This is a genomic window from Bacillus solitudinis (assembly GCF_002797395.1).
GTDB classification, from domain to species: Bacteria; Bacillota; Bacilli; order Bacillales; family Bacillaceae_D; genus Halalkalibacter_A; species Halalkalibacter_A solitudinis.
In genome coordinates this window covers 3306645-3330265 of record NZ_KZ454943.1, presented here as the reverse complement: position 1 = coordinate 3330265, position 23621 = coordinate 3306645, and the positions used below count along the sequence as shown (strand labels likewise).

General features: G+C 35.6%; 26 protein-coding genes and 1 riboswitch. Of the genes, 2 read left to right on the top strand and 24 right to left on the bottom strand.

The features are described 5' to 3' along the window. Nucleotides 1-963, top strand: a complete 963-nt coding sequence (locus CEF19_RS16335) for a D-2-hydroxyacid dehydrogenase (protein WP_100407033.1) — start codon at nt 1-3, stop codon at nt 961-963. A 183-nt stretch (nt 964-1146) separates the two neighbouring features. Here CEF19_RS16335 and CEF19_RS16330 read toward each other — a convergent pair whose 3' ends face one another. Beyond that, a complete protein-coding gene (locus CEF19_RS16330; RefSeq protein ID WP_100407032.1) occupies nt 1147-1887 on the bottom strand; it encodes an SDR family NAD(P)-dependent oxidoreductase in 741 nt (246 codons plus the stop codon). Between the two features lie 202 nt (nt 1888-2089). Between CEF19_RS16330 and CEF19_RS16325 the strand changes: the two genes are divergently transcribed. Further along, complete coding sequence (locus CEF19_RS16325; RefSeq protein WP_100407031.1) at nt 2090-2533, top strand: GNAT family N-acetyltransferase; 444 nt, start codon at nt 2090-2092, stop codon at nt 2531-2533. 103 nt (nt 2534-2636) lie between these two features. Here CEF19_RS16325 and CEF19_RS24135 read toward each other — a convergent pair whose 3' ends face one another. From CEF19_RS24135 to CEF19_RS16215, 23 genes are all read right to left on the bottom strand, one after another. After that, the gene (locus CEF19_RS24135; RefSeq protein WP_157800983.1) at nt 2637-2810 is read right to left on the bottom strand and encodes a hypothetical protein; all 174 of its coding nucleotides are present in this window, start codon (nt 2808-2810) and stop codon (nt 2637-2639) included. A 3-nt stretch (nt 2811-2813) separates the two neighbouring features. Continuing rightward, nucleotides 2814-3173, bottom strand: a complete 360-nt coding sequence (locus tag CEF19_RS24130; protein WP_157800982.1) for a hypothetical protein — start codon at nt 3171-3173, stop codon at nt 2814-2816. Nucleotides 3174-3176: 3 nt separating this feature from the next. Then, complete coding sequence (locus CEF19_RS24125; protein WP_157800981.1) at nt 3177-3536, bottom strand: hypothetical protein; 360 nt, start codon at nt 3534-3536, stop codon at nt 3177-3179. Nucleotides 3537-3767: 231 nt separating this feature from the next. Continuing rightward, nucleotides 3768-3968, bottom strand: coding sequence for a spore coat protein (locus CEF19_RS16310; protein WP_227522012.1), 201 nt, complete (start codon nt 3966-3968; stop codon nt 3768-3770). A 110-nt stretch (nt 3969-4078) separates the two neighbouring features. Beyond that, nucleotides 4079-4279: a hypothetical protein gene (locus tag CEF19_RS16305; RefSeq protein ID WP_100407028.1), complete on the bottom strand. Its 201-nt coding sequence runs from the start codon at nt 4277-4279 to the stop codon at nt 4079-4081. Between the two features lie 113 nt (nt 4280-4392). After that, nucleotides 4393-5322, bottom strand: a complete 930-nt coding sequence (thpD, locus tag CEF19_RS16300; protein WP_319830079.1) for an ectoine hydroxylase — start codon at nt 5320-5322, stop codon at nt 4393-4395. Nucleotides 5323-5739: 417 nt separating this feature from the next. Further along, nucleotides 5740-6123, bottom strand: a complete 384-nt coding sequence (locus CEF19_RS16290) for a PilZ domain-containing protein (protein ID WP_100407026.1) — start codon at nt 6121-6123, stop codon at nt 5740-5742. Between the two features lie 32 nt (nt 6124-6155). Then, entirely contained in the window at nt 6156-6467 is a 312-nt protein-coding gene (locus tag CEF19_RS16285; protein WP_100407025.1) for an STAS domain-containing protein, read from the bottom strand. 17 nt (nt 6468-6484) lie between these two features. Further along, nucleotides 6485-8566, bottom strand: coding sequence for a FapA family protein (locus CEF19_RS16280; protein WP_100407024.1), 2082 nt, complete (start codon nt 8564-8566; stop codon nt 6485-6487). Between the two features lie 12 nt (nt 8567-8578). After that, a complete protein-coding gene (locus CEF19_RS16275) occupies nt 8579-9412 on the bottom strand; it encodes a PP2C family protein-serine/threonine phosphatase (RefSeq protein ID WP_100408345.1) in 834 nt (277 codons plus the stop codon). After that, nucleotides 9412-9732, bottom strand: coding sequence for an STAS domain-containing protein (locus tag CEF19_RS16270; RefSeq protein WP_100407023.1), 321 nt, complete (start codon nt 9730-9732; stop codon nt 9412-9414). The genes CEF19_RS16275 and CEF19_RS16270 overlap by 1 nt, the downstream gene beginning before the upstream one ends. 41 nt (nt 9733-9773) lie before the next feature. Beyond that, on the bottom strand, nt 9774-11033 hold the full coding sequence (locus tag CEF19_RS16265) for a TRAP transporter large permease (protein ID WP_100407022.1): 1260 nt from the start codon (nt 11031-11033) through the stop codon (nt 9774-9776). Nucleotides 11034-11064: 31 nt separating this feature from the next. After that, nucleotides 11065-11640 carry a TRAP transporter small permease gene (locus tag CEF19_RS16260; protein WP_100407021.1) on the bottom strand — a complete coding sequence of 192 codons (576 nt, stop codon included), beginning with the start codon at nt 11638-11640 and terminating at the stop codon, nt 11065-11067. A 29-nt stretch (nt 11641-11669) separates the two neighbouring features. Next, complete coding sequence (gene dctP, locus CEF19_RS16255) at nt 11670-12713, bottom strand: TRAP transporter substrate-binding protein (RefSeq protein WP_157800980.1); 1044 nt, start codon at nt 12711-12713, stop codon at nt 11670-11672. A 51-nt stretch (nt 12714-12764) separates the two neighbouring features. Continuing rightward, on the bottom strand, nt 12765-14345 hold the full coding sequence (locus CEF19_RS16250) for a methyl-accepting chemotaxis protein (protein WP_100407019.1): 1581 nt from the start codon (nt 14343-14345) through the stop codon (nt 12765-12767). Then, entirely contained in the window at nt 14342-15835 is a 1494-nt protein-coding gene (locus tag CEF19_RS16245; RefSeq protein ID WP_100407018.1) for a class I adenylate-forming enzyme family protein, read from the bottom strand. Before CEF19_RS16245 ends, CEF19_RS16250 begins: the two co-directional genes overlap by 4 nt. 2 nt (nt 15836-15837) lie before the next feature. Beyond that, a complete protein-coding gene (locus CEF19_RS16240; RefSeq protein WP_157800979.1) occupies nt 15838-16068 on the bottom strand; it encodes an acyl carrier protein in 231 nt (76 codons plus the stop codon). Then, the gene (locus tag CEF19_RS16235) at nt 16055-17134 is read right to left on the bottom strand and encodes an alpha/beta hydrolase (RefSeq protein WP_227522011.1); all 1080 of its coding nucleotides are present in this window, start codon (nt 17132-17134) and stop codon (nt 16055-16057) included. Before CEF19_RS16235 ends, CEF19_RS16240 begins: the two co-directional genes overlap by 14 nt. Next, nucleotides 17121-18080: an ATP-binding protein gene (locus CEF19_RS23565; RefSeq protein WP_198510307.1), complete on the bottom strand. Its 960-nt coding sequence runs from the start codon at nt 18078-18080 to the stop codon at nt 17121-17123. The genes CEF19_RS16235 and CEF19_RS23565 overlap by 14 nt, the downstream gene beginning before the upstream one ends. Nucleotides 18081-18090: 10 nt before the next feature. Then, nucleotides 18091-18786: an SDR family oxidoreductase gene (locus CEF19_RS23560; protein WP_198510306.1), complete on the bottom strand. Its 696-nt coding sequence runs from the start codon at nt 18784-18786 to the stop codon at nt 18091-18093. A 4-nt stretch (nt 18787-18790) separates the two neighbouring features. Next, nucleotides 18791-19609: a 6-carboxytetrahydropterin synthase gene (locus CEF19_RS16225; protein ID WP_100407015.1), complete on the bottom strand. Its 819-nt coding sequence runs from the start codon at nt 19607-19609 to the stop codon at nt 18791-18793. Nucleotides 19610-19624: 15 nt separating this feature from the next. Then, complete coding sequence (gene folE, locus CEF19_RS16220; RefSeq protein ID WP_100407014.1) at nt 19625-20194, bottom strand: GTP cyclohydrolase I FolE; 570 nt, start codon at nt 20192-20194, stop codon at nt 19625-19627. A gap of 91 nt (nt 20195-20285) precedes the next feature. Then, a riboswitch (cyclic di-GMP riboswitch) is annotated at nt 20286-20370 on the bottom strand. A gap of 330 nt (nt 20371-20700) precedes the next feature. Next, nucleotides 20701-23493: an EAL domain-containing protein gene (locus tag CEF19_RS16215; RefSeq protein WP_100407013.1), complete on the bottom strand. Its 2793-nt coding sequence runs from the start codon at nt 23491-23493 to the stop codon at nt 20701-20703. Nucleotides 23494-23621 lie beyond the last annotated feature (128 nt).

The following is a 23621-nucleotide window of genomic DNA, read 5'->3' as shown; positions in this document are numbered from 1 at the left end:
ATGAATAAACGAAAACTTTTTATCACTCATAACATTGCAGAGGATTTAGTACATAAGATAGAAAACATCATCCCCGGCTGGGAGGTTATTAGTGGAAAAGACCGAATGACATGGCAGCAACATGGAAACGAAGCTGAGGTGATTGCAGGCTGGACAAATACGCTAACAGAACCATGTCTGCGCGATGACTCGAAGCTTCGCTGGGTTCAGACGTGGAGTGCTGGAGTCAATAGCTTACCCCTAGAGTCATTTCACTCGAGAAATATTCAAGTAACAAGCGCTAACGGAGTACATGCTTACCCAATATCTGAAACCATTTTCGCATTAATGCTTGGCTTAACAAGAAAGATTCATGCATATGTTAAAAACCAACAAACAAAAACCTGGCATCACTCAGATTTAAAGCTCGAAATGCATCAAAAGACTATTGGGATTATCGGTGTAGGTGAAATCGGGAAAGAAACAGCAAAAATTGCCAAGGCGTTTGGAATGACAATATTAGGCGTACGCCATTCAGGTAAAACGGAAGAATTTGTAGATGAGATGCACAAACCTGACCAATTAGCTAGCGTTCTACCTCGATGCGATTATGTTGTTGTCACCTTACCACTAACAAAGGACACCTATCACTTTTTTGGTACAGAACAGTTTAATCAAATGAAGCCATCAGCATTTTTTATTAATATTGGGCGCGGTGAAGTTGTCGTAGAAAGAGAACTTATTGCCGCCTTACACTCAGGACAACTTGCTGGTGCAGGACTCGATGTGTTTGAAACAGAACCACTTGATGAAGCTAGCCCGTTATGGGGATTTGAAAATGTAATTATCACTCCCCACACCTCGGGATCAACTGAATACTATGATGAACGTGTTATCGAGAATATATTCATCCCTAATTTAAAACAGTATATAAATGGAGAGTCTCCAACAATTAACGTCGTTGATTTTACCAAAGGATATTAACGAAATAATTAAGCATTGGAGGAGTTATCTCAAAAAATAAAACGATATGGCAATGGCTCAGTTGTCTTACCCGCCTTATGAAGGAAAAACCACTCATCCTCAAAAATCTGGCGACTCCTCACATTGCTTAAGCTTAGGTGGGCCATTAGGTCAAAAAGTGACCTTATGGCTCACAACCTCCTCTTAATGCTCGTATATCATTTTTTTGGTCATTCCTCCATCGAGAGTGATGTTTTCAGCAGTGATAAAGTCATTTTCTGGATTCGTTAAAAACAGACATGCTCTGGCGATATCACTAGGCTTGCCAACTCGCCTTGATAAATGTTGCTCATGGTCAATCTCTCTCAGTTCATCTTCGCTTCCGGTATGAATCCAACCAGGGCTAATCGAATTAACTTGAATCCGGTATTCTGAAAGCGAAGCAGCTGATGCATGCGTTAGTGCAATGAGCCCCCCTTTTGAAGCGGCATATGCCTCAGAGTTAGTCTCTGACATAAACGCACGCGTCGAGGCAATATTGACAATGGAACCACGACTTTTCTTTTTCATCACCTTCGACACTTCCCTCGTACATAAGAAAGCACCTCTTAAATTTGTATTTAATATATCATCCCATTGCTGCAGTGTTAACTCATTAGGATACGATGCCTTTGAGATTCCGGCATTATTAATTAACACATCAATGTGTTGAAATTGATGTTCAATCTGTTGAACCATTTCAATAATATGGTCTTCTTTTCTTACGTCACATTTAACAGCATGAACATCTAATCCTTGCTCTATCAATTCTTTTTCAAATTGACTAACAGCCTCTCCATCGATATCTGCAGCAATAACAGAGTGACCTTTTTGCGCATAAGTTAATGCAATTTCCTTACCAATTCCTTGAGCTGCACCTGTTACAATAATAATCAATTTATCCATTTCAACTTACCTCCTAAAAAGTTTACCTGTGACTATCCTGTCAGTTTCACCGTTTTGAACAAATCCTTTTCTGTTTTTCGAACTCTTGCCCATTGATTGTTTGATATATATAAGTTACTAAATTATCAGTATTGCATAAATTTTCATTTTAATGTAAATTTATGCAATATAATAATAAAGAAAAAAAAGGAGAAATGCCAAAATGTCCCTTATAATCAGAAATACGAAACAAGAAGATTATCACCAACTTTCCAATTTAATGAACCAATATATTGTGTGCTTTTACAAAAGACCTAAGCCACCGATTGAAAAGCAACAAAATTTATTTGAGACTTTATTAGAAAAAAATAGTGGTATTCAATTCATCGCTGAAAAAGAAAGTACAATTGTTGGCTTTGCTACCTTATATTTTAGTTTTAGTACAACAAAAGCAGACAAAATCACTATCATGAATGATTTATTTGTAGTTGAACACTTAAGAGGTTCTGGAGTAGCCCAGGAACTATTTAAATCATGTGAAGATTTCACAAAAGAAAATGGGTATGCACACATGGCGTGGGTAACTGCACCTAATAATAACCGTGCTCGACGATTTTATGAAAAAATGGGAGGTTCTCTTGGAGACTGGTTAAATTATACGATTTAAGTCAATTTCAAGAAAGTTGAACGGCCTTTTCCTACTAGTAGGAAAAGGCCGAAGCTTAGCTTAATATATACCATGGTGAAGAGTGTCCACCTTCCACAACATCTTATTTAGTTTCTACTATTGTTACTATTCCCGTTGTTGTTGCTATTGTTGCTGTTGTTTGTTGTAGATTGGTTTCCAGAAGAATTTCTTCCACCTTTTTGACCAATTTCTTCAAAATGTTCCCTGTCATGTCTTCTTGCGTTTTCTTCTCCGCCTTTTCTACCTGCTTCCTCACGACTCATCGTTCCGTTAGAGTTATTGTTGTTTTGGTTTGAATTGTTGTTGTTGTTGCTGTTGCTGTTGTTGCCGTTGTTGCTGTTGTTGTTGCTATTGTTGCCGTTGTTGCCGTTGTTGCCGTTGTTGCTGTTGCTGTTGTTGCCGTTGTTGCTGCTGTTGCTGTTGCTGTTGTTGTTGCTGTTGTTGCCGTTGCTGCCGTTGTTGCCGTTGTGGCCGTTGCTGCTGTTGCTGCTGTTGTTGTTGCTGGTCGTAGATTGGTTTCCAGAAGAATTTCTTCCACCTTTTTGACCAATTTCTTCAAAATGTTCCCTGTCATGTCTTCTTGCGTTTTCTTCTCCGCCTTTTCTACCTGCTTCCTCACGACTCATCGTTCCGTTAGAGTTATTGTTGTTTTGGTTTGAATTGTTGTTGTTGTTGCTGTTGCTGTTGTTGCCGTTGTTGCTGTTGTTGTTGCTATTGTTGCCGTTGTTGCCGTTGTTGCCGTTGTTGCTGTTGCTGTTGTTGCCGTTGTTGCTGCTGTTGCTGTTGCTGTTGTTGTTGCTGTTGTTGCCGTTGCTGCCGTTGTTGCCGTTGTGGCCGTTGCTGCTGTTGCTGCTGTTGTTGTTGTTTGTCGTAGATTGGTTTCCAGAAGAATTTCTTCCACCTTTTTGACCAATTTCTTCAAAATGTTCCCTGTCATGTCTTCTTGCGTTTTCTTCTCCGCCTTTTCTACCTGCTTCCTCACGACTCATCGTTCCGTTAGAGTTGTTGTTTTGATTTGAATTATTGTTAGCCATTTCAATCTGCCTCCTTGGAATCTTTGGTTGGGTGCTGCATTATTTAAATTACCACCTCTATTATTCTTTTAAACTGTTTTCATTTTACTATTTTAAAATAGTAAAATGAAACTAAATTTATAATATTCTTATGATAAAAATTAGAGATGGAACATTTTCTTTTAGATAAATTCTGCACTTTAATTATTTTCTGTAGGCATTTCTAATGCCACATCAGCTTTTTTAAGATCATGCTTAATTTGCTCTTTGATATCATAAGCATGATACATCTCATTTTCAATCATGTAAGTAGCAATTTTGTGATGAGCCTCTATCGCCTCATCCATTTGTTCCTTCAATGTTCTATGGATTTCTGGGCTAGCGGTTTCCGTTATCGCCACCGCATAACAGCTTTTGCGGAAACTAAAAGATCCGTAGCAATTATCTCATCAGTGATTAACTCTTTGTTGTTTAGTTTATCTAATATACTAGTCACCTTTAATATACCTCCTTATTTGGCCTCTTCTAAAATAGCTTTTAGTTGTTTCACTGCCTTTTGCGACATTCTTGCATCATCTTCAAGTAATCCTTTCAACTTTTTGTCAGCGGCTAAACCTTGCATGATAGAAGACTTTGCAGCACAAACATTTTTAATCGTGAGAATTTCATGCACTTCAAGTACTTCGTGAATAGCAAAATCCTTTTGTGTCATATTCTCACCTCCTTTATAAAATTCAATCTAGAATTACGCAGCTCTTTATTAACGATTTTTGCCAACAGTACTTTTCATTCGCCTCTCTTCCCAGCTTCTCTATCTATCTTTTATTATCGGCTGAACATTTCCGTTAGTAGCCCACTTTTAGGTTCAATTGGCTCAAAGCTTTTTCTGTTAGCTAAGAACTCTGGTCTTGGTGCTTGTCCTGAAAACGGCTGTACTAGTTTATTTTCAACCGAGTTAAAGACGAAGAAAACGTTACAACGCGGATATGGGGATAAGTTTCCATTAGAACCATGCATTGTATTACTATCGAAAAATAATACAGAACCTGCAGGACCTGTCGCTCGGTCAATCTTTCCACCCGCTTGTTCGGTTAACCATAATAAACTCTCTTCATCTGGTGTACCCGCCACTTGCTGCTTTAACGAAGATTTGTAGTTATCAGCTGGTGTTTCTCCTGCACAAGAAACGTACCATTTATGAGAGCCAGGAATAAGCATCAGCGGTCCATTAAATTCATAGTTATCTGTGAGGATAATTGAACAGCTGAGGGCGCGCATATCTGGCATCCCATCTTCTGTATGCCACGTCTCAAAATCCGAATGCCAATAAAACTCTTTCCCTTTAAACCCTGGTTTAAAATTAATTCTCGATTGGTTCATATATACTTTACTGCCGAGAATTTGCTCTGCCACTTTTGTAATGCGGTCATTTTGGGCTAATCGCTGAAAGAATTGTCCATCCTTATGGACATCGAATACCGAACGGATTTCATTGCTAGTTGGCTCTTTAATAACCCCTTCGCCTTCATTCACATTTTCTTTCATTGTTTGAGAGAGTTCTGATTTCATAAGATCGACTTCTTCACTATTAAACACATCTTTAAGAATAATGTATCCTTTGTCTTCATAGCTCTGTAACTGGTCTTTCTTTAATGGACCCTCTACTCCCTTTGAATATACGATTGGAGAATTTCTTTCCATTACCTTTGTTTTGTTTCCTTTTCGAGACGGATATAAATCCTTATTTAAATTCAAGTAAAACACCTCCTGCAGAAATTCAAGTTCGTACAGTCCATGTTTTACCCGCTTGCTTTTTAACCAAACATAATTCAAAAAAATTTTTTATCTAATTGTTTGTGATGGGTATGACGCCAGGACAATTTGAGGAGGTAAAAGGAACGCTTTATGTCTAGAGGAATGAGGATCTTCTATGGGAACAAACTCCTTATTTGTTTTTTCACCGCAAATCTTTCAGCTAAAAAAGCATCGACTCGGTCTAGGGCGAGCGATGCTTTTTCATTCATTAAAAAGGTTGAACCCACTCTATAAGTACGAGGCGATTCAACCCTTTATGCTATGTCTCATTATTTGGAGTATCAGAAAGAAGGTTTCTTAAACCAACATCTTTTTCTCCATCTATTCTGAAATTCTTCAAACTTAGAAACCCAAGACTTAATTATTAAGACATTTATTAGATAGTGACCGAGAAAAAAGTTTCAGTTCCTCCATCAGCTCTTGCTTCACACTTGTATCTGCAGATAAATGAATGCCATATATAAGTTCCCCAAGTTGTTCTTTACTCCAAACGATTCTCCCGATTAGCAAATATTCATTTTCATTTAATGAAAAGCGCACAGAGATTTTTACTTTGTTTTGCTCAGAAATTGGGATTCTTAAAGAAGTATTTAATTTCATACCATTAGGACTTAAGTCAATTATTTGAGCTTTACCTTCTGAAGTGTCAAACAATTTTCCATTCACTTCAATGATTGAAAAAAAAGCAGAGATTGGAACTTCAAATAAAAAACGAAAAGCTTCACTCCTTCTATGTCTCATAAGTTAACACCTCATATCGTTAACATATATCTTTACACAAAAACTCCCTCTCCAAGTATTTCTGGGATTTGTAACAATTCAAACACTTCCATCACGTCTTCCCTTACATCCTTAATTGTTACGATTATTTCTTTTTCGTGCAAGGTTTTTACTAAAGTAAGAAGTAAGCCCATACCAGAGGAATCAATAAATTGTACTCTAGCAAAGTCTACACTCACAGATGAATGTTTTTCCATAATCGGCATCAAATTTTCTTCAACCACTTCTGTACCTTCTATATCTAAATCTCCCTCTAATTTCACTTCAAGATGTTCACTAATTTCTTCTGTTGAAAAACTAAACATAGTAATTCCTCCATTCATTAATCAAGCACAATTTGTTCTTTTTCATCTAGATGAGCTCTTACAAGATATCTCGTTTCTTTAAAGGTATACTTCACATTACCTATCTTAATTGAGGTACCTTCCATTGCTTTATTAATCTTTATTTTCTGGTCACTTGGGACAGCGATAACCGTATGAGTTCCAATTTCAGACCCGGCCTCATTAATTTCAACACCCGCCTTCCCGTATACTTCCCCACCACGAATTGTGCCAATGATATTTAACAATCCTCCTGCATGAACCTTAGTATTCACACAACCATCCTCAGTAATCATAACATCGCCACTTGAATATAGCGTACTGTTCAATGCATTTGGAATTCTTATAAAGGAATTAGGTTCAATTGGAGTTTTACTGATTTCATGCAGTTCTTTCATTTTATCTGACAAATGAATGATTCGTTCTAAGGAGGTCGCCTCTTTAGTTAACAATAAGAAAAGTTGCGTTAACAAAACCGCTATCTCTTTCCAATCCTTATCTACGGAATCCCCTCCTTTTCTTACAGCATCTACATATTTCTTTGCCAATACAGGGAAACTTTTGAACTTTTTCTCTATTAATATTCGAATTAACGGTTGTAAACCCCCTTTAGCCAAATCATTATCTTTAAATGCAGAGGCTTTCGTTAGTTGTTGGATAACTGCTATCATATTTTCAGATTGTTGATGAAGGATCCCAAGTAACTGTCCCAATTCTGCTACTAGTATATTATTCTTACCAGCTGAGAGGTCTGAACTAATGATATTACCTGATGTTATAATCGATCCAGATGAGGTAAGAGATCCATTATAGACGGTTTTATGGACGATAATATCTCCTTCAGCTACAACGACCATTTTTTCCTCGACCCCACCGATAATTTCGATATCACCCATAAAACGCAAATTTCCAGAACTTAAATCTACATTTCCTGGATGAATTAATTTTGGAATAACAGTAACTTTAATGAGCTGACCCCTTTTTTCTAATTGAGGGCGTCCTGATTCGGTTGCAACAACCATATTGTCAATAATCGTAGCCCCTATTCCTGCTCTAAGCACGATAGCAAACGTTTGTTTAGCAGGAAGGACTTCATTTGTTACCGTATATCCTGCTTCCCCCGGAATAGGTGGATGAACAATAGCAATTACTTCTCCTCTTTTAACATTTGGGATTGTTTGAATTTCTCGAAAGTCAATTAGACCTTTTTCATCTTCTTTTAGTCCTTCTTCTCCTTCGATATCAACTTTTAATTCAATCCAACCATCTTTTCCTGGATTAGGTTTGATGCCTGTTGCAATTTCAAATGCTCCCGATTCTTTTGTTTCAATTGCTTTCATTATTTGATCATGGTTGTAATATCCCTTTGTGACACTTAATCTTTCTAACTGTTCAATTACGCTCTCATAATTGAGAGAGTTATGAAGTTCTTTCTTTTCTTCGACTACTAATTTAATATGGTGTTCTGGCTCTATATCAGGAATTTCATGAATAAGATTGTAACCAGGCTCTACATGCAGGATAACTTGTAATTTATCTCTGTCCACTGTGGTTTTCCATTTAGTGTCTATCTTTTCATTTTCCACTTTCACTTCTAAAAAATCTTTCTCAGATATGATAAATGTTTTTTCTTTTACGATTTGATTATTCTTTAACACCTCTATGTCTTCACTGATCGTGACTAGTGGATACTGATCCTCTGATGATTGGTAACAAATTTGGCCATTCTTTACCCAAACCTTCCCTTCAAGTGACAGTGTTTCATGATTGTTTGCATTAGTATTTTCCAATTCTTGGTCCTTTGATGTCGTAACTCGTTCTGTTTCTTCATCAACTATTGACATGACTAGTTGTTCAGCAATATCAAATGAATCGGTTTTAGAATTGGCTTCTTCGCGTGGAGTGCTAGCTTCAAGCTTGGTAAGTTTCACAATCGCTTCTTTAGAGAAAACACCTAAAAAACCTTTCGTATCTTGTTGAATAATTTCAATGTTCACATTTTTTCTTGTCGTCTCCATTAAATCTAAACCTAACAATATCGCTTCATTTATATCTCTACCTTTTGAAACAATACTTTGCATCCTTGTATCCCCCTATCTCATTACTGGAGAATTTAAACTAGTAATATCAGATTTTTGTTTTCCTACTTTTAAAAGAACCATAGTAATATCATCTTTTTGAGGCACGCCATCAGTAAATTGATTTACCGAGTCCATCACACTCTGTTCCATTTCCCCAACAGCTTTTTCATTATTGTTAAATAATGTCTTTTTCAAACGCTCTAATTTAAATTGTTCACCGTTTTTATTAATCGCTTCAACAATTCCATCTGTATAAAAAAAGGCCGTATCTTGCTCATCTAGCTGAATAGAACCTTCTTTATAAACTTGGTTTGGTAGACCGCCTATCATAATTCCTTTTACTTTTGGAAACTCTGTGATCGAGTTGTCTTTCTTTTTTAAATGAAGAGGCGGATTATGACCAGCATTTGCAAAAGTTAGGATTTTAGTTACCGGATCCCAATCTGCACAAAATAACGTGACAAATGATTTTAATGTTCGTAAATCTTGATATATCGCATTATTTATTGCCGATAGCGTATCACCTGGACTTTGTGTACTTTCTGCTGCACTCCGAAAGGCACCTCTCGTTAAAATCATTAGCATCGCAGCAGGGATACCCTTCCCCATCACATCACCGATTACCAAACGGATTTTCCCGTTAACAAGAGGGTAAAAGTCATAATAATCGCCACCAATTAATCTAGCAGGGAGCGATGAACCGCAAACTTGTCCTCCTTCAAATTCAGGCGTTTTTCCATTTAAAAGCTGAGATTGTATATTTCTAGCTAGGTTAATTTCTCTTTGTAGTGTTTTATCCATTGTAGTAGACACTTCAGTTGAATAACTAAGACTATCTTTAAACATCATACAACCTCCCCCTGTATCGCCTCTAAAACTGTATATAGCCCTACTAATTCAAAAACTTGATGAGTTATTTCATCAATCCCTTGAAGTCTTAATTTGAAATTTTTCTCCTGGGATAAATGAATGGCATTCATGATTGAGCCAATCCCGGTGGAATCAATAAATTCTAATCCACCAAAATCGATATTTAGGCTAATTATCTTTTCATCAATTTCTTCCAAGTAAGGGTCAATAAGATTGGTCGTCGAAATATCTAAAACACCTTTAAGTTTTAACGTTACTTCTATTTCACTTTTTATCACTTCAACTGTAAGCGTCATACCATTCCCTACCTTTCATTTACGTACTGTCATTCTATTTCTTATTTAAATAAATTCGGCAGCCATAAAGTTATCGCAGGCATATATGTAACAATCATTAGTATAATGATAGAAACTGCAAGAAAAGGTACTAACGCCCGCGATAATTTTTCAATCTTTACTTTGCCTACTGATGAAGCAATAAATAAAGCAGTTCCGACAGGTGGCGTGATTAATCCTATCGTTAAATTTATGCAAATAATGATACCAAATTGAATAGGATCAATTCCAAAACTAATGGCAACTGGTAACAATACAGGTACTAAGATGATCATAGCTGCAATTCCTTCTAGAACCATACCTACTAGTAAAAACAATATATTGGTCAATAGCAAGAATACAAAAGGGTTGTCAGATAACATTATTAACGATTCCCCAATAATTTGTGGAACTCTTTCTATAGCTAGCACCCAGCCAAATATATTAGCCATCGCAACAAGAAATGTTACAATAGCTGAATTCATAGCCGTCCTAACTAATATTTCCGGAATATCTCTAAACTTTAATTCACGATATAAAAATACTCCTATTGTAAAAGCTATTAAAGCAGCAACCGCAGAGGATTCTGTTGCGGTAAATGCCCCAGATAATATTCCTACTAAAATTATACTTGGAACAGCTAAAGCCGGAATCACAGAAAATAAAGCTAGAAGTATTTCTTTTAGTGTTGATTTCTTCGACCTTGGAAAACTCTCCTTAATAGAAATAAAATAGATAAGAATCACTAAACTCAAACCAATTAGAATTCCGGGAATAATACCTGCCAAAAACATTTTTGAAACAGAGGTTTCGGCTACCACGGCGTAAAGAATAAACGCCAAACTCGGAGGAATAACTGGTCCCATAAGAGAAGCTGATACCGTAACAGCAGAACTAAATTCTTTTGTATACCCCTCTTTCTCCATAGCAGGAACCATTACTCTGCTCATCATGGCTGTTTGTGCATTTGCAGACCCTAATATAGAAGCTAAAAACATATTGGCTGCTATATTTACATAAGCTAAGCCTCCACGAAAATGTCCTAATAATACTTTAGCGAAATAAATTAAACGATTTGTAATCCCACCTGAATTCATTAGCTCTCCAACCAAAACAAATAAGGGAATTGCTAATAAGCTATAGTTCAAGGTGCCCGAAAACATACGTTGCGGGCTTGATAATAACAAAATTGTATTATTGCTTACAAACATATAAATGACCGAAGTAATTCCTAAGATGTATGCAATAGGTACGCCAAGCAATAACAATCCCAGAAATATCATTAATATTATTACCACCTAAGTTCATCCCTTCTTATGTTTTTCTTTCAACTTGTAAATGCTTTTTAACTATGTTTTGTATGTTATTCAAGCAAAAGATACACGTTGTAAACATTGAAAAAGGAAAAACTAGATAAGGTATCCACATTGGTAGGCCTAAAGCTGCTGTTGTATTGTTTATTACATTTGGAGATGTTATCCATACGTATGCATACATTAATAGTAGTAGAGAAAATAGTAATATTAAGGCTTGTATAAAGGCTTGAGCTATCCAATAAAACCGACCAAGTCGTTCTATCAAAATGGTAACTGCTACCATTTCATTTCGTTTTACACTTAAACTTGCTCCTAAGAAAGTGACATTAGCTAACAATAATAACGCTAGTTCATCTGCTACAATGATCGGTTTTTGGAAAAGATATCGCGAGAAAACTGCCAAGATCAGGTCGAGACAAAGCGTCCCAACCGTCATCATACATAAATACATAATGATGCGTTCAAAGAAACAACTAATTTTCCCTAAGTATGTTGTATGGTCGGCAATGGTTCCAAACACTTTAACATCATTCTGGATTGTTGAATTGCTCGTGGTTCGTCCCTTCATTGCCATACGTTACCTCCTTTTTATGGTAACAATAATTAATTAGGCCTAATTTCTTTCGCTTTTTCAATGAACGCTTTAATTTTCTCATCGCTTTCTGAATATTTATTATTAAATTCTTCTGCCTTCTCATAAATAAGTTGTAAATCTTCAATTTGACCAATTTTGCCATTCTGAACCTCAAATTCTGCAAAACTCTCACGCTCTAATTCTTCGCTTAATTCGAAGTTATACTCCTTCGCGACATTAAAAGCGGCCTGGATAAGTTTTTGATCCTCATTAGATAAATTGTTCCATATCTTTTCACTAACAAAAGAGACACCTGTGAACATCATATGATTTAGTTTCGTCAAACTTTTTCCTGACTCATATAAATTACTAGTCATAACACCGATTGGACCAATATCAATACCATCAATTACGCCTGTTTGTAAAGCTGAGTAAACATCAGGTAACGGAATGGGAGTTGGTGCAACTCCTAATGATTCCCACCAAGAAATAATGACCGGGCTTGGTGTGACACGTATCTTCTTTCCTCTTAATTCGTCTACATCATTTACTAAAGAATCCCTCATTAGAATATGTCTTGTTTCGATAAAGGTATACCCTAAGGCATGCACACCTTCATCTTCACTAAGAGAATCAAGAATAGCTTTTGCCTCATCAGTTTCAGTCATAATTTTAGCTGTATGAGTATCTTCTAAGAGAAATGGTAAAAACCATGCATTAAAACTACTAGAACGATTGGTTAATTCTGCTGCAGTAATAAAAGCCATATCAAGAGAACCGGTATTCATTTGTAACATCAAATCAGGTTCGTTACCAAGAACTGCATTTGGATATAATTCTAAACTTAATCGACCATCTGATTGCTCTACTAATTCTTCATTAAATTTAACCATTACCTTTGTCCATATATTGCTTTCAGGTCCAATATGGGCAATTTTGAAAATATGGACATCTTCTTGTGAAGCACTGACCATATCCGAAGATGGACTTTCCCCTTGATTTGTCCCACAACCTATTAAACTTAGTGTCATTAAAATCATCATAATTAATAGGGACACTCTTGCTTTTTTCATAACGTCTCTCCTTTTTTTAAAAGTTTCCATACTTTCCTTCATTATCCCTGACTAATTTAATTTAAATTTCGATATTTTTTCGAGTAAATTATTCGAAATGTCTGACAGCTCGCTGGATTGCCCATGTAATGACTTAAGTAAATCTGACAGAGTAATAGTCATACCTGTTGTAGTAGAGGTCCGCTCGTTCGCAATGACTTTCATAGCTTCTACTTGTCCCAAGGTTTTCTCAACATTTTCATTATCATTATAAGGCTGAAGCACTTGTTCAACCCCTTCTAAGAACTCAATAATCTCGAATAATTGTTCTCTTGCTTTAGTAGTCGTTTCAGTCGAAAGCTCGTACATCTTTTCAACCGATTGAGAGGCTTCGGTTTCTAATAATACGGAAAGATTTTGGGTTTTCGTTGCTTGCTCTTGTGTATCAGTAACCAACTTATTTAGCCCTATTGCCGTTCTGTTCACACTTTCAGATAATCTTCCTAATTCACTCCCATCTTCTAAACCGTTCTGTGGAGTTAAATCTCCATTTTCTAGTTGTTTAATTTGAGATTTAATATGTGAAATTTTCTCGTAAATTTTATTAAAAAAACTTGCAGTTATTAAAAATAAAGCAACGAGTGAGACTAGACCTGTTATTAATAAAATCAAAGAATGACGAATAAGAGGACCACTTAAAGCACTGTAATCTAAACCGATATAAACTACTTTTCCCTCTTTAGTAGGCAAAAACATTTTATAAACTTTTTCACCGTTATAGCTTCCAATATAATTGGAGCTTTTCGGTTTTTTTATCATATTTATTAAAAGTGATTCATCTTTTGAATCTTGATAACTATATTCTCCGTGTACAATTTTCTTTAATGGTGGAAACAACTTTGTTTCTAACTCTGGGTCTTCGAAAACACGTGGATCTAAAACTGCAATTTCTTTAACAAAGAGATTTTTGTCTTTCATACGTTCAATCCAAGAATCTGGGCCTACCTCTTTAATAAAATGATAGATTTCATTTGATTCAAGATAAGCATTAATGATATAAGTACTATCTGGCTCCAGATAATAAGCATATTTAAAGAAAATAGGTTCCTGTCCATGAGAACCAGATTGTGTGATTGGCAATACAAACATATTTTTTGTAGAGTAGGTTGCTCCATTTGTTACTAGTTCATTTTCATATAGCATATTTAAAGCATCAAAACCTGCTGGGTATCCTATTTTCTTAAAGCTAAATCCTATTTCTGTTTGATCCGTAGATTTCACTCCCACGATATCATCTTCTTGCTTTGCGAAAAGTGTTATGCCTGTAAGCTCAAGATCATCTCGAATTTTGACAAGTTCTTCTGTCGTTATGTTATCCAAGGGCTGACCTTCAAGTTCATCGGCAATTCGTTTTGAATAAGACTCCAATCTTAAATCAATTTGATGTTCTATAGATTCAGCTGCTAAATTCGTTTCTTCCATTCCTTGTTCAATGCCTTGTGCTAAGACGATCGACTTATTTTCAACATTTTCAGCAATCTGTTCTTTCATAAAATATAACTGCAGCGCACCGGAAATGAATGCAATTAGCAATACAATAATTAGTAACCTAGATAAGAATTGTGTTCTCAATGTAGTCGTTTTGTTCTTCATTCTCTAGCGCCCCCTATTTCTAATGCCATTTTCCCCAAAGTAACTTTGTCTAATTTCCCTTGAATAATAGGCATTTCATTGATTTCTATAATTTTACTAGGTACCTTAAAACTAGAAATCTTCTCCCTTGTGAATGAATATAATTCTTGTAAACTCAGTTCGGGCTCAGATACGATAAAAGCTATTATATCTTCCCCATAAGTAGAGTGAGGGATACCAACAACAGCTGATTGTAAAACCATTGGGTATTGATTTAAAACCCGTTCTACTTCCGCGGGAATTACTTGTACACCGCCTTTTTTAATCATCTGTTTCTTCCTACCAATAAGTTCTATCTTGTTCTGATTATTAACTCGCACTAAATCTCCTGTATAAAACCAACCATCTTTTGTGAAAGAATCTTGTGTCAATTCATCATTCAAATAATATCCATCAAATCCAAAGGAAGTCTTAAACATAAGTTCTCCACTACCATCAGATGAAATATCATTTACTTTAAATTGGTTTCCGTTCCCTTCCACAACCGACCATTCTACAACATCACTTCTTATGTCATTTGAAAACATTAAAACTCCTTGCTCAGACAAACCATAACTATTTTTCAAACGACAACTTTTAAACTCTTTCATTAGTTTTATAAAGTCATCACTAACTTGTTCACCAGCTAGACTACCTAATTCAAAATGCTCCAAACTAGCTGGGCTTATTTTATTAGCAAACATAAAAATCCCTTTAAAAAGCGAAGGCGTGGTAGCAATTTTATTACAAGGGTATTCTTTCAATAAATTCATGACAATTGGGATATCAAAACCTTCAGGTATGACCATCTGAATTTGATGTTTAAAACAAGTTAGCAACCAACAAATTCCATATGGGGTTGTATTAGGAATGGTTAGAAATATACGATCGTTTTGCTTTAACTCTAATCCCCATAAAAGACCCTCTGTCCAATGGTTTATTGCATTTGCTTTTAATTTAATTCCTTTTGGTACACCTGTACTACCAGAAGTACAGGCAATAAAATCGACTTTTTCATTCCTTAACCTATCTTCATTACCAGGTATTACTTGCTTATTTAATTTACCTTCATCGTAAAAAAAAAGGACCGTCTTCGCTTTCTTACTCTTAGCCCACTCACTTATCATTTCTTTAAACGGAATACCATTTTGTGCTTTCACACTAATAATGATATTAGGGGTAGTAAGGTTAAGAACATTAGCTAAATCCTCACTTCTATATTGATGACTCAACGGAATAAACGTACCACCAAGCTTATTTACTGCTATTAATAGAGAAAAGTACGTTGGTAAATTTGGTATTAACGAAGCAACTTTCTTTCCGTTTATGTCCCCTTCAGCTTGTAAAAGGTTTATAAATTTATCAACCATCGTATGCATGTCGCGAAGTGAATACCCTTTTACATTAGTAATTAATAATTCCTTATCCCAAATTTTTTTCTCATCAAAAATCAAATCATAAAATGAACTCATATTTAATATCCCCTCAATAAGGATCGATACAAGTTACCAACAGTTGCAAGATCTTCATTGCTTTCAATGCTAGTTAATTGAATACCAAACCTAGTTGTAATCTCCAAAATTAGATTAACCATTTGTAAAGAATCAATGTCTAAATCATCTTTAAATGAAGATTGTTCATGTATCTCTTTTAAAGGAATATTAGCAATCTCCGAAATGACTTCTCTTAAATTATCTACTGTCATGTTCCACAGTCCCCTCTTGTAACCATTCCATTGCCAATTGACGAATCTCAGGAAGTTTAAAGTTACAACAATGTCCTTCATCTTCGTATTCAATCAATTTTTTGCCTGCTGGCAGTTCCTTATATAAGTTATAAATATCTTCAGTAGATACCATTACGTCCTTTTTTCCATGTATTAAGTAAACCGGATGCTGAAAAGATAATTGTTCAAAAGATGGAAGTATTTGATTTTCACCTTTTTCTAAAACGTATCGTGTTCTTTCTATAAAATAGTCAGGCAAACGTTTATCTTCACTTATAAACGCAGGTGACACTGCAATAACTTTTGAGACGTTAGGGTTACAACTCCCATAAATAGCCCACGACGCTCCTGAGCTTGTACCAAATAAATGAATATTCAAACCAGGAAAATGAAGATATGCGTACTCAATTAACTCATCAATAAACTGCTGCCAACGTAGAGTTGATCCTAGTAAACCTTGATAAGCATAAGTTTGTCCTTGACCAGGCCCATCAAAACTAACAGTTATATATCCATTATTGACAAAATCCATTTCATAAGTGAAAAGTTCTTCTTTGGTGGAATCAAAAGGATTTACAATGACGATTACGGCTTTTGGATTTAATGGAATCCGAATTCTTCCAAAGCAATAATGGTTTTCTATTGGAAGTTTAGCGTATTTTGTCTTTATAGTAGAAATACGGTCTGCAAGTTCGCATACACTTAAACTTATATTCAACCATTCTATTTTTGCCTCTTCTCGTTCAGGTAGGAGCCATTGTACTAATTGATAATAAAGTGCTGCTGTTCGAAACGCGTATTCAGCTTCCCTATGATTGTTGATTCGTTCCAATTTACCAGCTTCTGAAAACGTTCGCTCAGCTATCTCTCTCCAGCCGCTCACCCATGTTTCTTTTGTTAAATATGCCGAACGCATGGTAGCTAAGTCTGATCTATCAACACCATGAACTATCCATCTCTCCCAAAACCCATCGATTAAATTGGCCGTTAATAGAGTTTTATTAATGGTCGAGATACCAGTTTGTTTCTCGTTACCCACCAGCACTTAAATCACCCTTTTCCTTGTCAGCTTCAAAGACTAAAATAATAGTTGACCCTGTTGAAGAAGTGCATAATAGTACTTGTTTGGCCATTTTCATCATTAATGTAAAACCTTGTCCCATTGATTTTTTCGTTGAATACCCTGCCAAAAGCGTTTTCTTTGGCAACTCTTCCAATGGGAATCCTGGTCCTTTATCCTTAATCAAAAAACGAACCTCATTCTTCTCCTCATCATTGATTAGGGTCATTTGACCTTCCTCAGCGTGTTTAATTGTATTCGTAATCGCTTCAGATAAAACTAACAACCATCCGACAAACTTACTTTTACTGAATCCAAGTTGTTCTAAACTTTCTTTCGCCTTATTACGACACAATGGTATATCGGTACGCTCTTTTATCGTTCCTTCACAAAAGACATTTCCTGTTGCAAAGTTACTAATCTCTTCCTCAGAAATAAGTAAAAATTGTCCTTGAGTTGCAGCAAAGATAACATCGCGATATATTTCCCATTCAGTAATATCTTTATCCTTAAATGATTCGACCTGTTTATGGTTTGACTGAGGTGAGGATGAACGAAATAAGTCTTGTTTGTGCATATCGTGTGCTTTTAACAAAGCATTTTTTAGATGATTTTTTATTTCTAATTCTTCAATTTCCTTCTGAACATCCTGTTGTTGTTCATGCCATTTCATCATTTTTTCACTCAACTGAAGGAGGAATTCACTATCATTATCAGACTGTAAAAATGATGATTCTCTTAAAGATTGATAACAAAGCCTATTCCCCTCTTCGTCAGTTAAATCAAGATATTGACTAAGTTTTCTAGCAAGAAAGCCCCTTGTGGTTCTTTGATTGAATTCCGAAAAGGTTAAGTCAGAAGGAAGAGACGGAATATCAAATAGGTTTTCTTGTGATGGTAATTTTAAAACTTTATCTAATAGCCGTCTCATTTAATCCCTCCTATAAAATTCCAAAAGGAGGCATGATCGTGATTTCATCAATAAATGTCCCGGGTGGCTGATTAACTAGGTAAAGCAGATGTTTCGCAACCGTTTCTATTGGAATCATTTTTGACATATCCGGCTTTGGATTTATATTTTCCCAAAAACTACTACTTACAGAACCAGGCAGCACAGCGGTGACTTGAACACCTTTTTGTCTAAGTTCAGACTGCAGCACTTTCGTTAAACCTAATGCACCGAATTTTGAAGACGAGTATCCCCCACACCCAGCTAAAGCTGTATTTCCTGCGATTGAAACCAAGTTCAGTATATGGCCTTTTTCCTGCTCAGCCATATGTTTTCCAAAATATTTACACATGAGATAGGTTCCACGTAAATTAACTGAAATCATCCTATCAAAGTCTTCTGTTGACGAGGAGATGACACTATCAAACATGCCAACCCCTGCATTATTTATTACGACATCTACTGTTTTAAAATGTATTAACGCAGAATCATAAAATTCTTTTATAGATTGTTCATCACTAACATCTAGAGGAAGTTTCAACACATTCCCTTTATATTCTTCCTTATTGCTGCGGCTTCCGAGTACAAGGTTTGCTCCCGATTTTTCAAAAAGTAAGGCTGTTTCTTTTCCAATTCCTTTGCTAGAACCTGTAATAACTATTGTTTTTCCTGCAAGTTGTTTTTCCATCTGCCTACTCCTTGTCTAATCCATAGTATTCAAAGTAGTTCTTTTCTGTTTCATACAAACCAATTTTGAACAAATTTGCTAGTTTATCAGAAAGCAAATCCCAAATCACGACAGCAACATTTTCTGATGTTGGATTTAAATCTTTAAACTCTTCTGTATCTAAATTCAAATGTTTATGATCAAATCTTTGTGAAATTTCTTGATCCACAATTTGGTCAATGTCCGCAATATTTGCGATCATACCAGTAACCGGATCAGGTTTCCCACTAACAGTAACCTCCAAATAATAATTATGACCATGACCATAAGGATTGTTACATTTACCAAAGAGTGCGACATTCTCTTCATCGCTCAGGTATTCGCTGTGTAAACGATGAGCTGTGCAGAAATGGTACTTTCTTGTTAATCGAACCATTGAAGAATCCTCCTTCTCCGAATATAGGAATTCATTTTCATGTAAACGAATTTTATGAAGTGTACAGTGGGCAATTTCTCCATCAAGCGAGTCCCATAAATATGAAACGATGTTTTCTGTTGTCGGAATGTTTTCTATAAAATAGGAATTTTCCTTATTTAAAAACCTACCGTCTAATTGCTCTTGAACGAGTGATTTCACAACCTGATCAATATCTGTGATATTAACGACAATTCCTGATTCGCGATTTAATTTCCCTTTAACCATGACTTCTAGCGCATAATCATGACCATGGCCATTTTGATTACTACAAGGCCCAAAGACAGCCTTGTTTTTTTCTTCGCTCCATTCATCAATACGGTAGGAATGTACTGCTGAAAAATATAATTTTCTAGAAAGGTAAAGCATAAGAAAATCCCCCTATCACGCTCTTAAAAGTGCTCTCTCAAATTCCTCAGCTAAAGAGACATTCTCTTTATAAACGCCCTTTTTTACGGTAGTTATTGTGGAAGAACTAGGTTTTTTCACTCCTCTTGCACACATACAAAGATGCTGGCCCTCAACACTTACGATAACCCCCTCGGGTTGCAGTACGTTCATTACAGCATCAGCAATTTGTTGAGTCATTCGTTCTTGGACTTGCGGTCGCTGGGAAACAAGCTCCACCAGACGAGCAAATTTACTTAGTCCTACGACTCTTCCATTTGGAATATAGCCAATATGTGCTTTTCCAAAGAACGGAATGAGGTGGTGTTCACAAAAGGTATAATAGGTAATATCTTTTACAAGAACCAATCCGTTATAATCTTCTTCAAAAGTGGTCGTTAACGCTGTTTCAGGATTAACTCCTACTCCAGCAAAAACTTCACCATACATTTTGGCCACACGTTTTGGTGTATCTAATAGTCCTTCTCGATTTGTGTCTTCACCAATCAAATCCAAAATAGCGCGAACGTGCGTTTCTAATAATTCCTTCTGTAATTTAACGGTCATGCTTAAACCCCCATAAATTTGTATTAAAAAAGCCCACCAAAAATTGGTGGACAGGTAAAGGGTTCTTTAACCCTTTTAATAGCCAACCCTTTTCGGTAACCCGGCGGCCATAGAGAAAACTCCTTAGGTCCGTAGCTTTGCGTCCTCAACTTTCATTGAGTTTGCCATTATCGTAGGTACTGATTAATTATTACTGCTCTCAGCGGAAAGCTACTCCAATAAACTATCCGCAAATTAATATCTCAACTCCTTTAATAGGTATTTTGCACTTACTGTTAACAACCATTCTATTTTTCATCTCTATAACAGGACCTTATTACCACTACTTATATAACTTATTTAATATTATTTTACTATACTTATGCCAAAAAGCATATCTTTTAAAAAAAAGAGGACTATTAGACTGTTCTTTGTTACATAGACTTTTTAAATTAATCTTTCTAGTAGTTATATCGTAATTTAATTCATTGTTTATAGTGGAATTTTCCCCCAAACGCCCATTTGTTTTAAGATAACGGTAATCTAACCTCTACAATCGTGCCTTTGTTTTCTTTGCTTTTAATATGCAACAGACCCTTATGCTGCCAAATAATTTGTTGACATAGCATTAAACCAAGTCCTGTTCCTTTCTCTTTAGTACAGAAAAAGGGGGTTCCCAAATGTGTCAGTCGTTCCTTGCTCATCCCTATCCCGTTATCGGTAACCTTTATTAACAAGTTTGAATGTTCTATCTTCACATGAATACACACTAATCCCCTCCCTGCAATAGCTTCAATGCTATTTGTAACTAAATGAAGGATAACCTTTTTTAGTTGTGCAGAATCACAAGAAATCAGTGGGAGATCAGGCTCAATCACTTGGTGAATATCGATATTATTTCTTTTAAGGTCCTTCACATCTATCTGTTCCTTAACATTATCTATCAAACATTTTATATTGACTCTTTTTTGTTGAAGAGGTCCTGGGTTTGAAATCGCTAGAATTTCTTGAATGTACTTCTCAATTGAATTAAGTGAAGAATAGATATGATTAAAATAGTCACCCTTAATAGATCCTTGCTCAAATAGCTGAATAAATCCCTTAATCGAGGTAATTGGGTTTCTTATTTCATGTGCGAAACATGCTGCAACTTCACTGATGACCTTGAATTTTTCAGATTTCAAGTAAGAATCCTTTTTTTCTTTATCCCAAAAGCTTGTCTTTTCAGACCGTAAACCCTCTTGCTCCAATTGAGTAATCCCAAAATCTTTAGCTACATGACTGATTAGTAAAACCTCTAATTCATTTGCAGGCTTAGGTTTGCTAAAGAAATATCCTTGACCTTCGTTACAAAGATGTTGCTGTAAGAAATCTAGTTGCTCTTTAGTTTCAATTCCTTCTGCAATGACTTTTAAGTTTAAGTTGTGCGCCATTGAGATAATCATTTTAACAATCATCTCATCACTTGCATTATTAATTAGCTCCCGTACAAAAGATTGATCAATTTTTATTGTATCGATTGGAAATTGCTTTAAATAATTGAGTGAGCTATACCCTGTTCCAAAGTCATCGACGCTTATCTTTACGCCAATTTTTTTCAGCGCATTTAAAGTAGTGATGGTATGTTCAATATTCGCGGTCATACTTTCAGTAATTTCCAATTCTAGGAGTTGTGGTTCGAGTCCTGTTTCTTCAAGAATTTTTGTGATGGAATGAACTAAATCCAATTGAGTAAATTGTCTTACCGATAAATTAACAGACACTACATTTGTAAACCCATTCGCTTGCCAAAGTTTATTCTGCTTGCAAGCCGTATATAACGCCCACTCGCCAATTGGAATAATTAATCCGGTTTCTTCTGCAATTGGTATGAATTCATTTGGAGCAATCACACCCCACATAGGATGGATCCATCGAAGTAAAGCTTCTATACCAACAATCTTCCCTGTTTTCAAATCTATCTTTGGTTGATAGTATAATGTTAGTTCATCCCGTTCGAGTGCCCGGTGAAGCTCCATTTCTACTTTTAAAGAGTTTCTAAATTCATTTTTACTTTCCGAGAAAAATCGGTAGGTATTTTTACCACTTTGTTTTGCCTTATACATGGCCATATCAGCATCTCTGGTTAGGTGTTCACTAGAGGTCCCCCCTTCAGGAAACATACTAATTCCAATGCTAGCGGTAGTGTAAATTTCCAGGCCATTAATTGTAAAAACGTTTGTTAATGTTTGAAGAATTTTATCAGAAACCTTTGCTACGCCTTCTCTATCAACATCAGTAAGAATAACGAAAAATTCATCTGCACCTTGTCTAAATAACAGGGCTTCTTCACCAATGCATAATTTCAAACGTTCGGATACTCTTTGTAATAAGAGATCTCCAACTTTACGCCCGACACTCTCATTAATTCTTCTAAAGCGATCTAATCCAATACAAAGTATTGCTAGTTTCTGATTATTAATGAATGCCCTTTTAATTTTTTCGGAAAGTTGTTTTTCATACATCTCTAAGTTTGGTAAACCAGTTAAGTAATCATAACATTCATGCTTTTTCCTATCCGTAATGTCTCGATAATTAACGACCATTCCATTTACATTGTCATCATCTAAAAGATTTGTTACAGTTACCTCGCAATACAACCAATCACCATCAGATCTTTTAATTCTAAATTCTGCACTTTTTGTTAAATTTGGAGTATTTGTAACAGAAAAAAATAAATCTCGTGCAATGTTTAAATCTTCTTTAAAGATAATGTCAAATCCATTCGTGCCAATTAACTCTTTCGGTTTATACCCTAGTACTTTTTTTACAGAAGAACTTTGATACTTTATATACCCATTACAATCTAATATCCCAATGACATCCGTAGAATGCTGAATCAATGCTTCAAAACGACGTTCACTTTCATTAACAAAATTTTCTTTTATGATAGTAATATCTTTTGCTATCCCATAAATCCCCAAAATTTCTCCATTAATAGTTGAAGGAACAGCAGTTACACTTATATATTTAATATCTCCATTTTTGTGAACAACCCTAAATTCCTTTTCTTCTAAAGTGCCGTCTAGGGCCTCATTAAAGTATTTTATTACCTTGATTTGGTCAACAAAATAAATATAATTGGTGAAAGATGAATAGAGTAGTGCATTCTTTGAGTAGCCAAATAGTTTCTCAGTATCACCGCTTACTTCGATAAATTCACCAGAAGCATTCACAATAAATGCAACATTACGATGGTTAGTAAATAAATCATTAAACATACGTAGATTAGATATCTGTTCTGTATTTTTCTTTTTCCAAATGTTTACCACCTTTTCCATCTTTTCACCTCTTTCAAGTTCTTGCTTCAACCCACTTTATGTAATGCCATATAGCCAACTAGCGTTTGACGAATAATTTATGATAATTTCATTTTGCAATAAATCTTGTTTGCCGTATATCACCTGTA

Bases quoted from the DNA above. Each gene is read 5' to 3' on its own strand.
- CEF19_RS16335 (WP_100407033.1), top strand. From the start codon at position 1: ATGAATAAACGAAAACTTTTTATCACTCATAACATTGCAGAGGATTTA.
- CEF19_RS16260 (WP_100407021.1), bottom strand. From the start codon at position 11,640: ATGGCAATGAAGGGACGAACCACGAGCAATTCAACAATCCAGAATGAT.
- CEF19_RS16245 (WP_100407018.1), bottom strand. From the start codon at position 15,835: ATGAGTTCATTTTATGATTTGATTTTTGATGAGAAAAAAATTTGGGAT.
- CEF19_RS23560 (WP_198510306.1), bottom strand. From the start codon at position 18,786: ATGGAAAAACAACTTGCAGGAAAAACAATAGTTATTACAGGTTCTAGC.
- CEF19_RS16325 (WP_100407031.1), top strand. From the start codon at position 2,090: ATGTCCCTTATAATCAGAAATACGAAACAAGAAGATTATCACCAACTT.
- CEF19_RS16330 (WP_100407032.1), bottom strand. From the start codon at position 1,887: ATGGATAAATTGATTATTATTGTAACAGGTGCAGCTCAAGGAATTGGT.
- CEF19_RS16305 (WP_100407028.1), bottom strand. From the start codon at position 4,279: ATGACACAAAAGGATTTTGCTATTCACGAAGTACTTGAAGTGCATGAA.
- CEF19_RS16215 (WP_100407013.1), bottom strand. From the start codon at position 23,493: ATGGAAAAGGTGGTAAACATTTGGAAAAAGAAAAATACAGAACAGATA.
- CEF19_RS16270 (WP_100407023.1), bottom strand. From the start codon at position 9,732: ATGACGCTTACAGTTGAAGTGATAAAAAGTGAAATAGAAGTAACGTTA.
- folE (WP_100407014.1), bottom strand. From the start codon at position 20,194: ATGACCGTTAAATTACAGAAGGAATTATTAGAAACGCACGTTCGCGCT.
- CEF19_RS16290 (WP_100407026.1), bottom strand. From the start codon at position 6,123: ATGAGACATAGAAGGAGTGAAGCTTTTCGTTTTTTATTTGAAGTTCCA.
- dctP (WP_157800980.1), bottom strand. From the start codon at position 12,713: ATGAAAAAAGCAAGAGTGTCCCTATTAATTATGATGATTTTAATGACA.
- CEF19_RS16280 (WP_100407024.1), bottom strand. From the start codon at position 8,566: ATGCAAAGTATTGTTTCAAAAGGTAGAGATATAAATGAAGCGATATTG.
- CEF19_RS16225 (WP_100407015.1), bottom strand. From the start codon at position 19,609: ATGCTTTACCTTTCTAGAAAATTATATTTTTCAGCAGTACATTCCTAC.
- CEF19_RS16265 (WP_100407022.1), bottom strand. From the start codon at position 11,033: ATGATATTTCTGGGATTGTTATTGCTTGGCGTACCTATTGCATACATC.
- CEF19_RS16250 (WP_100407019.1), bottom strand. From the start codon at position 14,345: ATGAAGAACAAAACGACTACATTGAGAACACAATTCTTATCTAGGTTA.
- CEF19_RS23565 (WP_198510307.1), bottom strand. From the start codon at position 18,080: ATGAGACGGCTATTAGATAAAGTTTTAAAATTACCATCACAAGAAAAC.
- CEF19_RS16240 (WP_157800979.1), bottom strand. From the start codon at position 16,068: ATGACAGTAGATAATTTAAGAGAAGTCATTTCGGAGATTGCTAATATT.
- CEF19_RS16275 (WP_100408345.1), bottom strand. From the start codon at position 9,412: ATGTTTAAAGATAGTCTTAGTTATTCAACTGAAGTGTCTACTACAATG.
- CEF19_RS16285 (WP_100407025.1), bottom strand. From the start codon at position 6,467: ATGTTTAGTTTTTCAACAGAAGAAATTAGTGAACATCTTGAAGTGAAA.